This window comes from Arcanobacterium canis (assembly GCF_029625435.1).
Taxonomy (GTDB): domain Bacteria; phylum Actinomycetota; class Actinomycetes; order Actinomycetales; family Actinomycetaceae; genus Arcanobacterium; species Arcanobacterium canis.
Genome location: NZ_CP121208.1, coordinates 934,365 through 949,779 on the forward strand (window position 1 = coordinate 934,365; position 15,415 = coordinate 949,779).

Genomic DNA, 15,415 nt, shown 5'->3' on the forward strand with positions numbered 1-15,415 from the left:
TCGGGTAACGATAGTAGCGCAGAATCTGCAAAACTCCCAATCGAAACTTCAGGTGGCACTCACCACAACGTCCCTCTTCATCTGCAGACAAGCCCTGAAAATATTTGCAAACATACTCTATGACGAGTTGAATATGTAGTTATGACTGAAAACTTGCAACGATTCGAGGCTATGGCGCGCTCTAGCGCACTTGAGATTGCAACCTATCGCATCCACCTCGACCTTTCCGAGTCAACGACATCGCAGCGCACTTTCCCGACCTCAACAGTCGTGCAGTTAACGGCGCACAAAGATATCCAGACCTTTATGGACTTCATTGGCGAATCGGTCAGCTTTGTCCGCATCGACGAAGAAATCTTCACCCCACAGTTCGACGGCGCCCGGGTGACTCTCCCGATATTGACCGCTGGTGATCATGAAATCGAAGTTCGCGGCCGAGCCGTCTATTCGCGCACAGGGGAGGGGCTCCATCGATTCGTCGATCCCGCCGACGGTGAAACTTACCTCTATAGCCAGTTTGAGCCAGCAGACGCCCGCCGCGTTTTTCCAAATTTCGAACAACCTGATCTCAAGGCAAGCTTCCTCATCTCGATGACTGCGCCGGCGTCGTGGACGGTTATTTCGAACGAACGCCAAGTGAACTCGCGCCCTGCGGGCGAAAATTCACAAGGAACCGCGTTGATGCGCTTTGGCTTCCAGGACACCAAGCGCATGTCAACCTACCTGACAGCTTTTATTGCAGGCCCCTATGCACGTTTTGCCGATGAGTACGACGGTATTGCACTTGGCTTCTACACCCGCAAGACGCTCGCTCCGTTCTTCGACGCCGACGCTGTTGCTCTGATCACGAAGCAGGGCCTGGCTACTTTCCCGGCGGCCTTCGGTATGCCTTATCCATGGGGTAAGTACGATTCGATCTTTGTCCCTGAGTACAATCTCGGCGCAATGGAAAATCCTGGCGCTGTCACGTTCAACGAAGATGCTTACATTTACCGCGGTGCCGCTACTCGCGCACAGTATGCTGGACGCGCCAATACCATTCTCCACGAGATGAGCCACATGTGGTTCGGTGATCTTGTCACGCCTCAGTGGTGGGATGATCTGTGGCTCAAGGAATCATTCGCAGAGTTCATGGGGGCCTGGGCATCAGCTGAGGCAACGGAATTCACCGAGGCATGGTCCGCCTTCGCAGGTGCTCGAATCTCCTGGGCAATGGCCAATGACCAATGTCCAACGACCCATCCTATCGTCGCTGATATTCCAGACCTCGAAGCTGCCGATCAAAACTTTGACGGCATCACTTATGCCAAGGGCGCTGCAGTGCTCCGTCAGCTTGTTGCTTTTGTTGGCCAGGACGCCTTCTTCGCTGGCGCACGGACATATTTCCAGGCGCACAAGTTCGCTAACGCAACGCTCAAGGATCTCCTCCATGAACTTGAGGTCGCGTCAAACCGAGACCTCTCTGAATGGGCACGCCAGTGGCTCCAATCCACCTCTGTTTCCACCATTCGTGCAGAACGCACCCCTGAGGGTCTACGCCTGATCCAAGAAGGTACTGACAGCCACGGTACCCCAATCACGCGTCCGCACCGATTCTCCGTCCAGTCGCTGCGCAAAGAAGGAAACACTCTCGTCACTGTCGCAAACGTTCAGGTCGAACTGACCACCGACGTCGTTATTGCATGGGAATCACTCGGAGGCGCCGACGTCGATGCTCTCGTTCCAAACGCTGGCGCACAGACGTACGCCAAGATTGCTCTCGACGAGCGTTCCCTCGACGCAGTGCTTGAATCTGACGTCGATGACGAATTGACGCGTTCCGTTGTGTCCACAGCACTATGGCAGATGGTCCGCGATGCACGACTCAATCCACGTCAATACGTCACCTTCGTCTTGTCGCAGCCGACTGCTCAGCCAAGTTTACTCTCGCAGCGCACCACGGCTGCTCTCTCCGTTGCCCTGCATTTGGCACATCCAAACCTTCGACACGAGCTGATTGAACAGCTCTATGACGGAGCTCGTGCAAACGTCGAAAGTTTGGAGCCGGGGACGGATGCCCACACCACCTGGTCGCGGACTCTCGCACGTGCGGCAACGATGGTGCCGCGCTCCGGCTCCGTGCTTCGCGAATTACTTGAAAAAACCACCGATCAGGATCTGCGCTGGGGCTATTTCAAAGCTCTCGCTGCGCTGGGTGTGGCAGGGGAGGCTGAGCTCGAAGCGGAGCTTCGCGCTTCAGGGTCGTCAGCCGATCAGGTGGCACACCTCGAAGCGATGTCCCTCATGCCGGGAACACGTGCCACAACGCTTGACCGTTTGCTCAACGGTGAAAATTCCAATCTCGAGGCTCAAGCCCTGATCAATGGTTTTGCCCATCCAACAGGAGCCGACGAGGCGAGAGCCGCCTTGCCACGCTACTTCGACCGAGCAACCGAGATCTGGGACAAGTTCTCCCAGGAAATCGCTGAACGGATTCTGTACGGCCTTTACCCGGCCTCAGATCTGGACCAAAGCGACGATCTGGCTGCGGCTTATGCATGGCTGGAGGCTCATCACGAAGCTCCAGGAGCGCTGCGCAAGCTCATCCTGGATGAGGCTGACGATCACGAACGCAAGCTCACAATCCAAAGAACTTTCCAGTGATCACAAGCCGGGGTGCGACCGTGCACCCCGGCCACGAATCGGCTAAAGTTACGTTCAGATAACGGAGGGGGAAACGCATATGAGCGAATTTTCGAATGACCCGAGCCAGACATCAAAGTTCTCGGCCATTGTTCTTGGAACACCGACTGAGCATCCACAGCTTCGCGCACTGAGTGCGGATGATCGCGTCGCAATTTCGAATCTCCCTATTGATTCTGCACTGCTTATCGTTCTGTCAGGACCAAACGAGGGAGCTCGTTTCCTCCTCAACTCTGACATCACGACAGCTGGCCGTTCAACCCGCCAGGATATTTTCCTTGACGACGTGACCGTGTCTCGTAAACATGCTCAGTTTGTCCGTGAAAACGGGGAATTCTTCGTGCGTGATTCCCACTCTCTCAACGGCACCTATGTCAATCGCGAGTTGGTGGACGAAGCTAAGCTCGCTGATGGCGACGAAGTTCGTATTGGGAAATTTGCTCTCACTTTCTACGATTCGCCGTTAAAGGATGCACATAAGTGAGAGCACAACCACAGGTTGCGCCCGAATTATTGACGTCGTGGCCGCACGAGGTTTCACATGAACCGAGCCTGAAAATCGGCGAAGTTCTCGACACCCTCGGAACGGAATTCCCTTACCTCGCGGCCTCAAAGTTGCGATACTTTGAGTCACTTGAACTTTTAGTACCACACCGCACGGCGTCTAATCAGCGTCTGTATTCTGCTGCCGACGTCGAACGGTTGCGTTTCATTCTCATTGAGCAACGTGACCGTTACACATCCCTCCCGCAGATCAAGGAAATGCTCAAGCAACTCGATACGGGTCTCGTCGAACGAGCACACCCGAGTCGTATGCGCGTCTTGGCAGACAATGAGATCGTGAAGCCTCAACCAGGCACGCGTCTGCATAAGGACGAACTGGCCCAACTGACAGGTGCCTCAATCGCGCAGATCGAACAGCTCATTGACGCCACGCTCCTCGTTCCTGATTCCCGTGGGCGACTGACCACTCATGCTGTGGATATCGTTCGTTACGTGAGGATGTTGGGGGAGAAGGGCCTCAATCTGCGAAAAATTCGGTCAATCCGTAACGCTGCGCGCGCCCACGCAGTCAACGCCGTTTCGACACTCGAATCTGATCGAGCAAAATCCACGCCGGTCTTTCGTGAACGTGTCATTTCGGAGGCAGGGGAGCTGGCCACATTGATGTCCCATGCCTACAGAGCACTGTTATTGGAGAGCATCGACGTCGAGTTACGCTAACGAGAGACAAAACCTCAAGTACAACTTGAGACATGCTGGTGAAACACGCCGTTCACCCCTCAAGTTCTCTCTAAGCGCTACACTTAACGCTGTACTTAATAAGTGATAGGAGACGACGTGAGCGAGGTTCACCCACAAAGAGCACAAGGAATGCTCTTTGGCGACACGCTGCCGGATCTAGATAATGAGTCCGGCTACCGCGGCCCAGCAGTTTGCCGTGCCATCGGTATCACGTACCGTCAACTCGATTACTGGGATCGTATCGGACTCGTTGAGCCCACAATTCGTTGCGCATCTGGTTCAGGATCTCAACGTCTGTATTCTTTCCGCGATATTTTGGTGCTGAAAGTTGTTAAACGCCTACTTGACACCGGTGTGTCATTGCAGCAGATCCGTGTCGCTGTCGATCAGCTCGGTGAGTACGGCGTGGAAGACCTCACCGCGGTTACTCTCATGTCCGATGGCGCCTCAGTGTACTTGTGTACATCCGACGACGAAGTCATCGACTTGATTAACGGCGGCCAAGGAGTTTTTGGTATTGCGGTTGGCCGAGTATGGCGTGAAGTTGAAGGTTCGCTTTCCGAGCTTCACCCTGAGTCGCTTGAGCATCAAGTCATTGACGAACTCGCAGCGCGTCGTGCGGTTAAGCGTTCTAACGCAAGTTAATTTTCTCTTAAGATCCGTCAGGCGGAGTGGGGAATAGTAACCCGGTCCGCCTGATCTTTTCTCTTCTCTATTTTGACATAATGTACATTATCGGCCAAATAGAGAAATAGCCAGCCGCAGCCACGAGCTACTTTTGCCTGCGTTGGCGCCACTCGGCAGTTGCACACTATTCAGCGTCAACTAACGCCTCTAAAATAGTGGTGACAGAAGTTTTTACCTAGGAGGAAATATGGCGGAACGCTCACTGCGCGGCATGAAGATCGGCGCAAATTCTCTTGAGTCAGATGCCGGAGTCGCTTTTGTTGAACGCCGTGAAGAAGAATACCTCTGCCCAAATGGACATCGTTTTTTCGTCACCCTTGCTGCCGATGCTGAAGCTCCAGCAAAATGGGAATGCAAGTGTGGTCAAATGGCCGATCTTCTTCGTGGCGGCGGAATCGAAGAAAACAAGAAGATGAAGCCCGCGCGTACCCACTGGGACATGATCCTCGAGCGCCGTTCCCTTGAAGAACTTCAGGTTCTCCTCGATGAACGTCTCGAACTCTTGCGCACTGGCAAACTGCGCGCACGCCGCCCTCAGCACTGATTTCACTGCGATATTTCAATATCAACAGTTGTGGCCGTTGGAACTTGACGTTCCAACGGCCACAACTGACATAATGTGCAGATCTGATTACTTCTTTGTCAGACGCTCACGAACAGTTGTGACCAGTGATTTCAGCTGTTCCCCGCGATGCGCCACTCCAAGCTTCGTCGCACGGATCAAGGCTTCACTCACAATAGATCCGCTCATTTTTGATTCTCCTGCTTCTCGCTCATGGAAGGAGATCGGAACTTCCACGATGCGGCCACCGAGGCGATGAACCTTTTCCGTCATATCGACTTGGAAGAAATAGCCTGCTGATTGCACCGAATCAAAATCAATTTTCATCAATGTATCAGTGCGGTAGACACGATAACCTGCCGTGGCATCCTTTGCCGGCAGTCCCAACCACAACTTAATATAAAGGTTTCCACCGCGTGAGAGAACCTCTCGCGCCTTTGACCAGTTCACCACTTCCCCACCGTGGGTCCAGCGAGAACCAATCACCAGATCGGGAGCATCGGAAGCGTAGGCACGTTCAAGTAACAACGGCAATTGCTGCGGACGATGAGATCCGTCTGCATCCATTTCTACGACGTAGTCGTAGTGACGCTCCGCTGCCCACGTGAATCCTTCGAGATAGGCGCGCCCCAGCCCATTCTTTTCTTTTCGATGCAGAACATGGATACGAGGATCATTCGCTGCTAAGTCATCAGCGAGTTCCCCCGTTCCATCAGGGGACGAATCGTCAATCACCAAAACGTGTGCATCAGGAACCGCATTAAATGTCCGCTCAACAGCAACCGGAAGCGTTTCTTTTTCGTTGTAGGTCGGAATACAGATCAGCACGCTCATACGCGTTCCTTTCTCTTGCGTAGAAGTCCTCCGACAGCCACGATACCGCTAATGGATCCCAGAACGCCGAGTATCATGACTCGTTGTTCTTCAGTGGTCGCCGCAAAAGTTTTCTGTGCCGATAGCGTCAATGCCACCACACGCGCGTCCGGAACGTTATCAACAACGCGATAGACAGTGTTTCCGCGCGCGTCAATCACTCCACTAATACCCGAGGTTGCCACTTGAACAACAGTGCGACCAAATTCGATCGCTCGGAACTTCGCAATCGCAAATTGTTGTGACGGCTCACCCGTACCTTGGAACGTAGCATTGTTTGTCGGAGCGACAATGAGTTGAGCGCCCGATCTGATTGCTTGTGCAACGACGCTCGTATCGGCAATTTCAAAACAGATCGGGGTAGCCACAGGAACTGTGCGATCAGCGAGATGGACATTGATCAAGGCCTGCGCATGTCCCGGCACCATATCCACTGCGACTTGATCCACAGCCGTGGTGACTTTTCTCAAGAGATCTCGATAAGGAATGTATTCACCGAAGGGAACTGGGTGTTGCTTCGCATAGCTATGCGCCACTTTCCCTCCGTCAAGGTAAACATACTCATTAAGCCTCGTGTTACCTGAAAAGCTCTGCGAGCCCAGCAAAATTGGTGCCGACGTCGCTCGGGTCAGCTCAGAAATAATCGCACCGGCGTCGGAATCGCGGCGAAAATCGAGATCTGAGGTGGACTCAGGCAAGAGGACCAGATCGTGTTTTGTTGACACGATCTTCAGTGCGGCCGCAACGTGATTGCGGGTCACTTGCAACGCTCGATCCTCACCTGGAGGGTTGGGAACCGAGCCTTGCACAATCGCAGCGTCGAGAGTCCCGACTGGAGACGCGCCAATCGGAACAAAAATACACGCAACAATCGTACTGATGGAAAGCACACCCGATGCAATGATTGCAAAACCTCGTCTCGACATCAGTGCCTGTCCGAGCGCAACCGAAATTGCAACCGTCACGAAGGAAACTAGCGCCACAGATCCATAGGGCGCAAGATTCACCAGTGGTGATTCAACGACGGTATATCCCACGCTCCCCCACGGCATACCTCCCAGGGGCCAGGTCGAACGCAGGTATTCAATTGCCACCCAGATGAGAGCGGCACACGGAGCCGCTCCCCACCGCAACACCTGGGCACAACCGTTCCACAAAATTCCCACAACAACGATGAACAAAGCTTCAAGCAGTGAAAGTGCAATCTGTGCGAGAACGGTGTGTGCCGCTGATGCAGCCCAGTCAAAGAGCAAGAGGAAATATGTCGTTGCCCATACCAGAGCCCACCAAGCTCCAGACTTTGCACTCCCACGCACCGTGACGAACCACAGCGCTGCAAGGCCGAAAAAGGACAAGGGCCACCAGCCGAGCGGTTGCCCGGCACACCATTGCGCTATTCCTCCACTGAGAGCGAGAATGCAGGAGACGAAAAAGTTTTTCACCACTTAAGGATAAGGGTGGAAAAGAGAAAACAGCGAGCCCCGCAACGTTCCTCGGACCGTCACAGTTGTTGACTCTGTGTCACGTTTTCTATCGAACGCCGCGGGACTCGCTTCACAGCTCATCGCGTAGTTCCACGGTACGGGGAACATCGCTGAATAATCAAACCCAGATCGCAGTGTTTCTCAGTGTGAACGGACATTTCCCCAGCACACCAATAGATATGCCGTACATCACTTTCTGACGGTCGGAGTGTTCGTCGGCGTGTCGCCTACAGCCAATCCCAGCGCTTCAGTTTCCTCTTTGCTTCTCCAGCCGTCTGTCCAAACCACAGCCCATCCCCCACGGACTCAATTTGTCCCAGAAGGTCAATCAATCGTCGCATTGCCGAGATGAAATCACCAACAACAAGCCGTCCTTCACGCAGCACACTCTCGAGTTCACCGCCGTCGGCCCACCGTGCCACTGCGCCCATTGCTCCTGGGAAAGGATCGGGGGTACGGGAAATACCAGCATCGGCCTCCAGCGTCAGCAAGTAATCGACATTCGCACCGATCATTCGCCACGAACCCCGCAACGTCGGCGACGTCGGTGGGCGGCTTCCCAGCCGCCGGTCACACAGGAAGGCGCTTGCGACGCCGGCAAACTCAGCCGGAGTAAGGTCACGCATATCGGGAGCCGCAAGCGAGAGGCACACCAGCAGATCTGCCTCATTGTGGATCCCCTTCAACACATACGCTCCGGCGCTCGGCACAAGCTTCTCGCCGTGGCGCTGAAGGTATCCAATGCGTTCCAAGACAGAGGCGGTAGCATCGAATTCTCGAGCAACCGAATCGTCGAAGTTGGTGGCCATGTTCTCAAGCTCAACAATTCGTGCATCGAGTGAAACCAATTCTTCACCTCGTGCAAGATGTTGGGCTAAATCAGGACATGTGTGAACAGGATGTGCGATCAATTCGGCGTTCTCCCGGACCGCGAAACGATCCCACGATCCCATCAAGTCTCGGTCTACCCCGAGTTCACTACGCTCATCTACAGCGGCGATGATTGATTCAGCCAGCTGTTCACGCACATCGGCATCCTTGAGTGAACGCCCAAATGGAATCTCAACAGCTCCTAAATGCCGCATCTGAGCAGACAGGTCTTCCAGACGCAGCCAGTACATTTCGCCAAAAGCATTGATCACACGAAGTTTTCCGCGCCCGACCGAAAGAACAAGCGCATATTCAAGCTCACCACTGATAGCGTATGCATAAAGCTGGCCTGTACTAGCCTCAGCATACGACTGACGGATCCGACTCTGGTACTCAGCTTTCGCTTGTCGTCGCTGGGCTTTCGAGGCACGCGACGCACCCGCGCGCAGACGCAGATACTCCACCACATCGCCACGGACACATTCGTTGGCAAGTTCGTTTTCGACGTCGGCGAGCCGGCTCCGCACACGCGCAAGCCGTCCCTGGACCTGGCCAAGATCGGCATTGCGCTGATACTGCGCGAATGATGTCGCCATAATCTGGCGGGCCTGCTCACACGAATAGTTCGATAGAAGGTTCACCACCGTGTTATAGGACGGGAAGAAAGCGCTGATCAGCGGTTCGATCTGACCCGCCGCAAGCTCTCCAAGCGCTTCATAATCCAGATCGTCGGTATCGATGACGACGGCGGTACCAATGTCATCCTTTCCTCGCCTTCCAGCGCGGCCAATAAGCTGCGTGTATTCAGTCGCCGTGAGATTGACAAAATCTTCGCCGTTGAACTTGCGCAACTGGTCGATAATAACGGTCGATACCGGCATATCGATTCCTAAAGCCAATGTTCCTGTAGCGAACACCAATTTCAGCAAACCGGCATCCATCAGAGACTCAGCGAGTTCCTTCAGGGCAGGAAACATACCGGCATGGTGTGCGCTAAAACCACGGCGCATCGCTTTCGCCCAAAAACCCCACCGGACTGCTTTCGCGTCTGCATATGTCAGCGTCTCACGAACGGCGCGAACGCGTCGATCAACTTCCCGTTGTGCATCAGGAGAGTTCAGGGTCACGCCACTGTCGAGAAAATCTGCCACCGCCTGATCGCAGCCTTTGCGCGAGAAAATAAACTCGATCGCCGGCAAAAGTCCACGTTCATCCAATGACTCAATGAGCCGACGACGTCGGGCAGGATTGACCGCTTGACGCTCACGACGCCGAAAACCCGTCTCTTGGCGAGGTTTGCGAGCCGGAACACCAGAATCGATCGGTATCAGTGAGCGTCCGCGGGCAAGAAACTGTTGTAAAGGAACCGGACGCACAGTGGACACCACCACCGACGTCAGGCCGCGGACAGAACGCAACCACCCGGAAAATTCTTCAATATTCGCAACCGTTGCTGAGAGCGAAACGAGTCGCACATGCGAGGGAAGTTGTAAAATCACTTCCTCCCACACGGGGCCGCGTGATGCATCACCCAGATAGTGTACTTCGTCGAGGACGACGTAGCCAATGTCCGCCACGCCTGCGTCACGCGAGAATAGCATATTGCGCAATACTTCGGTGGTGACGACGATGATTGGGGCATCGCGATTGATTGTCACGTCTCCTGTCAGAAGCCCGACGTTTTCTTCACCAAGACGTGCAGATAAATCTTTATACTTCTGGTTAGACAGCGCCTTAATTGGAGCCGTGTAGACACAACGAGAAAGGCGTGCCAGGGCCATTTCGACGGCGAACTCAGCCACCACCGTCTTTCCCGAACCTGTCGGTGCGCATACCAAGACGTCCATGCCACGTTCGAGAGCTTCAATCGCCTCGATTTGGAAGGGGTCGAGAACAATACCGCGATGAGCGTAGTCATCGGCAAAATTTTGGGCGATCGTGCTCACTGTGTTCTCTTTTCGAAATTTTCTTGTGCTTGTGGCCACCGGGCAAGGGCGTTGTGCAAACGCCGCTCGCGACCAGTGGCCCGCTCGTGACGGATGCGCTCGCGCGTGGCTCGTGCAAATGCTTGTCGCTCGCGTGTATCTCCTCGATCAGGATCGTGTCTTGTTTCTGTTCTGATGTGTGCTACTGCCGTGCCAAAGTCGGACACAAAATGCACCACGTGTTTTCCGCTGTGCCACACTCTCATAACTGATCTGGCGAAATACACGCTCAGAACAGCAATCCCGATTCCAAGAATCCACCAGATCATTGACTCTCCTCATAATGTGCCAGAAGCTGGGTCAATTGCGCGTTGACACTGTGTGACTTCGCCTCGATGAGATCCTGTCCTAAACGAACGCACACAGTTGCCAGCCAAAAATCACGTGCTCGAAGGGTAATAGTGAGCGGATCCGTGCCAGTCGTTTCTTCCACTGGCGCTGTTTGTGCCACCCAGCGTCCAGTCGGCCGAACGACAATCGAAGCCACAGGGCCAAACGGTGTTTCTCTTTCGGTTGCGGATTTCACCGCAGTCTTCGCATCACGTCCAGAAAACTTGGTGTCAGTGATCTCAACGTTGCCAATACGATCGAGGCGAAAGTGACGCAGGTGGCGATCCCCGACGTCGGCCGTGACGTAGGCTGAGCTACTAGCACATATGTCGATAATCCCGACGTCGTAGATTTTCGGATGTGCGCGCAGGCCGTCATTGACCCAATATTCGAGTTGGACTCGTTTGCGCTGCCGTTTGGCGTTCACAAGGGTATTCATCACGTCGGCACGGATCCGCCTTACCGGTGGTGCCCACAGAGCAGATGCGTATCCTGCGCGGTCTCCTGCCTCCACCAGTTTCTCGCGTAATGTCAATAGGTAGTGGGCGGTGTACTCATCGGATGCTTCCAAGACATTGTCCAAAAGAGCAAGGACGGACATGAGTTCGCCAAGAGTCATCATCGGCGTCTGCACATGTCCAACGAAAGTCACAAATTCATCGTTGCTCTCAGGAATATCCAAATCCCACGGACTGTAGGCACCGGCAGAGTCATTAATTTCAGTGAGAAAAATTTCTTCCAGTTCAGCGCGAATTACCTGTACAGGTGCCGAGAAATGCTGTGCGAGTTGGGAAATCGATGCTGGCGCTGCATCAAGATATGCCATCATGGCAAGTTGGCGTGAAAGACTTATCACTGCGTTACCTCCACCGCGTGACGCAGACGCGCCACGAAGTCGTCACGTATGGCATCAGGGCCAACGAGTCGGATATCAACTCCATAGAAAATAAGGAGTTCGAAAAGTTCATCACGTGAAATTTGGCGAAGATCTAATCGATCCCATCCTTGATGTGGGCTCGGATCAACTGCCTCGGTAGCGCGCGCGTACAAGGGCATACATGTGCCGGCTTTGACATCAACAACCGCATCGATGAGGGAGAATGCATCCTCAACTGCAACTGGCTGCGATGTGATCGCATTTTCAGTGACAAGAACTTCCCCCTCAATACGATCAACCTTAAAAATTCTCACACCAGAGACGCTTTTACTCCCGATCTGGACAAGCTCCCCTCGAACATAAAAAGCGCCGAAGTTGACGCTGATCTGCCATGGCTCCAGCACATACCGGCGCTGTCCACGGGTGGAATCGTAAGTAAAAGCAATCCTTTTCCCGCGAGAGATCGCGTGCGCAATGCGAGGAGCCTCGTCCCCCGTCGGAACGCTTGCGGTGTACACCCCTGATGAGGCGCCGTTGCGACCTTCTGCAAGAAGCTTATGCAACCCCGATTGCGCAGTTTCACCCGGTATCGAGAGCGCACGATGATCGAGGTAGTCACGCAAAACGCCAAGTTCGACTCCAGCGCCCGTTATATCGATTGCTCCAGTGGTGTTCAGCACGTAGCGATACTCACTGCCCTGAACACTCACTTCATATCCTGCCTTACGTAAGTCAGCGATATCCCGAGCAATGAGACGTTTGAGCGTCGGACCTGGCAAATAATCTGCATATGTCGGCAGCGCCATTATGTGATTGATCGTGGGCCGCGTCGTGCGCAGATACGCTAAAAGTGCGAGTCGTCGTTGAGACGCAGTCCTCTTATTACTCATGGTTTCCACTTTAGTGCACTACTCTTGGAGACGTGATGATGTGGAGAGAAGGAACAATCGTAGCTGAACGCAAGTCGTGGGGCGCAGCCATCGAGTTCACGGTGTCGCTTGGCGCCGATGGCGAAGCCCGCGCACTGGCGTATGTCCCACAAGTTGGATTGCCGCAGATAGGGGATCGCGTTTTGCTCTCCGCCTCGGCAGTCTCTCGTGGTTTAGGAACCGGCGGATACATGCTGATCGTTGCTATCCCTGACCGACTCCCGACAGATCCTCCCCCATCCCCCGGGCACATCATGAAAGCTCGGTACACACCTATGCAATTCATGGTGCAATCAGTTGATGAGCAGGAATCGCCGTATTTCGAGTTGCTGAAAGATGCAGATTCGATCGATGGGATGCCTGTTGTTGCTGCTGATCTCCATTCGGCACTTCCGGCAATTGTCGCTGGAATTCACAAAACAGAGCCTGCGGCACGCGTTGCCTATATCCAGACCGACGGCGCCGCACTTCCGGCATGGTTTTCCCAGACTGCACGGTCGATGACCGACGCTGGGCATATTCTTGGCACGATCACAGCGGGCCAATCCTATGGTGGTGAGCTTGAAGCGATTAACATCCACACAGCCCTGCTCGCTGCACGTCTCGTATGGAAAGCCGATGTCGCCGTCATCGCCCAGGGGCCCGGAAACGCGGGCACAGGAACGAAGTGGGGTTTCTCAGGGACTCAAATGGGTGAAGCGATCAATGCAGCTGCAGTCTTAGGCGGCCAACCGATTGCATGTTTGCGTGCCTCGGATGCTGACCCGCGCGAACGGCACCGCGGAATTTCACATCACACGATGCGTGTCCTCACCGATGTTGTTCACGTCAATGCCATTGTTTCAGCGCCTGCCCTCGATACCCAAGATCCGCTGATCGCCCAGATCGACCGAAGAGCCGTTGACAAGATGGAGAATCAAATCGACGAACTCTCAGGCCGATATCTCATCGATCGGATCTCGACCCGTGGGCTAGTTGATACTCTGAAAAACGCGCCCGCTCCCCTACGATCAATGGGACGTGGCCTGGAGCAGGATCCGCTCTCTTTTATTGCTGCAGGTGTGGCAGGCATCAGTGCAGGCAAGCGCATACCACGCACAACACCCGAATAAGGGAAATACAGACATGCGTGGCGGGGTGTCTGTCTGGTTTGCCCACCCCGCCACAGCAATCTATTTCAGTTCGACAAAGGCTTTTGTTGCGTCAATGTGGTTCTTGAGTATCCCCGACTTTTCCAGAAATTCCGTCATCTTGGTCCACTTTTGTCTATCTTGTCCGCCAAATTCTCCGCCTTGGTAAAGCGTCATCGTTTGGGCGAGAACATTTTTCGCATTTTCACGCTGCGCATGATCGACGAGTGCAGGAACATATTGTGTGACGATATCGAGAGTCTCTTGCGGGTGTTGAGCAGCAAAATCTGCACCCTTCTGAAGCGCATCGACGAGTGCTTTTTGAGTTGATGCTGGCACTTTCTGTGCCATTGAACCAAGCCCCACAGAAATCAATGGCAGGTCACCGAGCGAAATCGTGCGAACCGGGAAGCCTGCATGTGACATCGAGACAGCGTCATTGTTGGCGTAACCGAGTACTGCGTCTACTTTCCCAGTTGATAGGGCAGCAGTTTGTGTGTATCCAATAAACTGCGGTGTGGCATGGATGCCACGCGCTTTCAACGCCAAAAATGCGAAATAGTTTTCGCCATATTTGCCCGGCATTCCGATCGTTTTGCCGTTGAGATCTTCGAGCGACTTGATGGGAGAATCTTTCCCCACAATCACCACTACTGGATACTTCTGATACAAGGTTGCAAAGTTCACCACGTCAGTCCCTGTACTTCTGGCAACAAGCATCTCTGAAGCGCCAGCAAAAACAACGTCCTCTTTTCCCGAAGCAAGAGCTCCGAAAAGAGCCTCTTGCGCTCCATGGTGACGCAACGTAACGTCGATGCCGGCGTCGGCGAAGTAACCCTTCTCTTTGGCAACGTAGACGGGCGCAAATTGAACGTCGGGAATATAGGTCAGTCCAAACGTCACTGCTGGATCTGCCGACGTCGGTGCTGTTGGTGCTGTTGGTGCTGCGCAGCCTGCCATAAGAGCGAGAACAGCGACAATTGTTCCTAGGATTTTCTTCATCATTCTCCAAACAGTGCCAGCGCGAGTCGATGCTCAACGCCCCGCACAACTAAGTAGATAGCGATCGCTGTGACCGCCAGAATTGCCACGAGAGCAAACATTCCAGGAATGTCACCAAAGTTCTGAGCCGAGACAAGATTGATACCCAGGCCAGTACCTCCACCAATGACCATCTCTCCCACCACAGCACCGGTCATCGATAATGTGGAGCCTGTTCTCACCCCGGCAAGGATCCCCGGCGATGCCAGCGGTAGCTGGATATTCCACCAGAGCTTGAGCGAGCCGGCACCGTCCACTCGTGCTGCTCCGATCACTTCTGGATCGACGCCTCGCGCACCGACGGCGGTTGAAACGATGATCGGGAAAATGACCATCACCACAACCAGCGACACAATGGACACGGTTCCATAGCCGACCCACGTCACGAGGATGGGGGCAACAGCCACGGCAGGGATAGCTTGGGATGCAGCAAGATACGGTTCGAAAATTTCCGACACCAAACGCCAATTGGCAATTGCGAAACCAACAGGAATCCCGATACTGGCTGCAATAACAGATCCCAGTACGGCTTCGCTCAGGGTTTGAGCGGTCATGGGAAGATAAATACCTGCCGCAAATCCTTCGTAGAGTCGACGCACAACGTCGAATGGGCTCGGGAGCGCCCACGCTCCCACAGTGCCGGTAGAGGTTAAAAGCACCCACAGCACAATGCACCCAATACCGAATGCAAAAGGTGCGAAAAAGCGGCGCATTTTATAT

At 54.1% G+C, this 15,415-nt stretch carries 13 protein-coding genes; 6 read left to right on the forward strand and 7 right to left on the reverse strand.

The genetic code is table 11. From position 1 onward, the window contains the following. The first annotated feature begins 141 nt into the window (after window positions 1-141). The 5 genes from pepN to P7079_RS04230 all read left to right on the forward strand — a co-directional run bounded on the left by pepN (window position 142) and on the right by P7079_RS04230 (window position 5,158). The gene (pepN, locus tag P7079_RS04210; RefSeq protein ID WP_278013573.1) at window positions 142-2,643 is read left to right on the forward strand and encodes an aminopeptidase N; all 2,502 of its coding nucleotides are present in this window, start codon (window positions 142-144) and stop codon (window positions 2,641-2,643) included. A 79-nt stretch (window positions 2,644-2,722) separates the two neighbouring features. Then, a complete protein-coding gene (locus tag P7079_RS04215) occupies window positions 2,723-3,166 on the forward strand; it encodes an FHA domain-containing protein (protein WP_278012050.1) in 444 nt (147 codons plus the stop codon). After that, window positions 3,163-3,906, forward strand: a complete 744-nt coding sequence (gene ftsR / locus P7079_RS04220) for a transcriptional regulator FtsR (RefSeq protein ID WP_278012051.1) — start codon at window positions 3,163-3,165, stop codon at window positions 3,904-3,906. The genes P7079_RS04215 and ftsR overlap by 4 nt, the downstream gene beginning before the upstream one ends. A 150-nt stretch (window positions 3,907-4,056) precedes the next feature. After that, the gene (locus P7079_RS04225) at window positions 4,057-4,572 is read left to right on the forward strand and encodes a MerR family transcriptional regulator (RefSeq protein WP_278013607.1); all 516 of its coding nucleotides are present in this window, start codon (window positions 4,057-4,059) and stop codon (window positions 4,570-4,572) included. A 229-nt stretch (window positions 4,573-4,801) separates the two neighbouring features. Beyond that, window positions 4,802-5,158, forward strand: a complete 357-nt coding sequence (locus P7079_RS04230) for an RNA polymerase-binding protein RbpA (protein ID WP_278012052.1) — start codon at window positions 4,802-4,804, stop codon at window positions 5,156-5,158. 87 nt (window positions 5,159-5,245) lie between these two features. On the opposite strand, the gene P7079_RS04235 is transcribed toward P7079_RS04230, so the two are convergent. The 5 genes from P7079_RS04235 to P7079_RS04255 form a co-directional block, all read right to left on the reverse strand. Beyond that, the gene (locus P7079_RS04235) at window positions 5,246-6,010 is read right to left on the reverse strand and encodes a polyprenol monophosphomannose synthase (RefSeq protein WP_278012053.1); all 765 of its coding nucleotides are present in this window, start codon (window positions 6,008-6,010) and stop codon (window positions 5,246-5,248) included. Next, entirely contained in the window at window positions 6,007-7,491 is a 1,485-nt protein-coding gene (gene lnt, locus P7079_RS04240) for an apolipoprotein N-acyltransferase (protein WP_278012054.1), read from the reverse strand. Before lnt ends, P7079_RS04235 begins: the two co-directional genes overlap by 4 nt. Before the next feature lie 269 nt (window positions 7,492-7,760). Beyond that, entirely contained in the window at window positions 7,761-10,349 is a 2,589-nt protein-coding gene (locus P7079_RS04245) for a DEAD/DEAH box helicase (RefSeq protein ID WP_278012055.1), read from the reverse strand. A gap of 304 nt (window positions 10,350-10,653) precedes the next feature. Continuing rightward, window positions 10,654-11,574, reverse strand: a complete 921-nt coding sequence (locus P7079_RS04250; protein WP_278012056.1) for a helix-turn-helix transcriptional regulator — start codon at window positions 11,572-11,574, stop codon at window positions 10,654-10,656. After that, the gene (locus tag P7079_RS04255; RefSeq protein WP_278012057.1) at window positions 11,571-12,485 is read right to left on the reverse strand and encodes a helix-turn-helix transcriptional regulator; all 915 of its coding nucleotides are present in this window, start codon (window positions 12,483-12,485) and stop codon (window positions 11,571-11,573) included. The genes P7079_RS04250 and P7079_RS04255 overlap by 4 nt, the downstream gene beginning before the upstream one ends. A gap of 35 nt (window positions 12,486-12,520) precedes the next feature. On the opposite strand from P7079_RS04255, the gene P7079_RS04260 reads away from it, so the two are divergent. After that, complete coding sequence (locus P7079_RS04260; protein ID WP_278012058.1) at window positions 12,521-13,636, forward strand: DUF3866 family protein; 1,116 nt, start codon at window positions 12,521-12,523, stop codon at window positions 13,634-13,636. Window positions 13,637-13,696: 60 nt separating this feature from the next. Here the strand turns inward: P7079_RS04260 and P7079_RS04265 are convergent, their stop codons facing one another. Together P7079_RS04265 and P7079_RS04270 are read right to left on the reverse strand one after the other, a co-directional pair. Then, window positions 13,697-14,659 carry an ABC transporter substrate-binding protein gene (locus tag P7079_RS04265; protein WP_278012059.1) on the reverse strand — a complete coding sequence of 321 codons (963 nt, stop codon included), beginning with the start codon at window positions 14,657-14,659 and terminating at the stop codon, window positions 13,697-13,699. Next, the gene (locus tag P7079_RS04270; protein ID WP_278012060.1) at window positions 14,656-15,408 is read right to left on the reverse strand and encodes an ABC transporter permease; all 753 of its coding nucleotides are present in this window, start codon (window positions 15,406-15,408) and stop codon (window positions 14,656-14,658) included. Before P7079_RS04270 ends, P7079_RS04265 begins: the two co-directional genes overlap by 4 nt. Window positions 15,409-15,415: the final 7 nt, after the last annotated feature.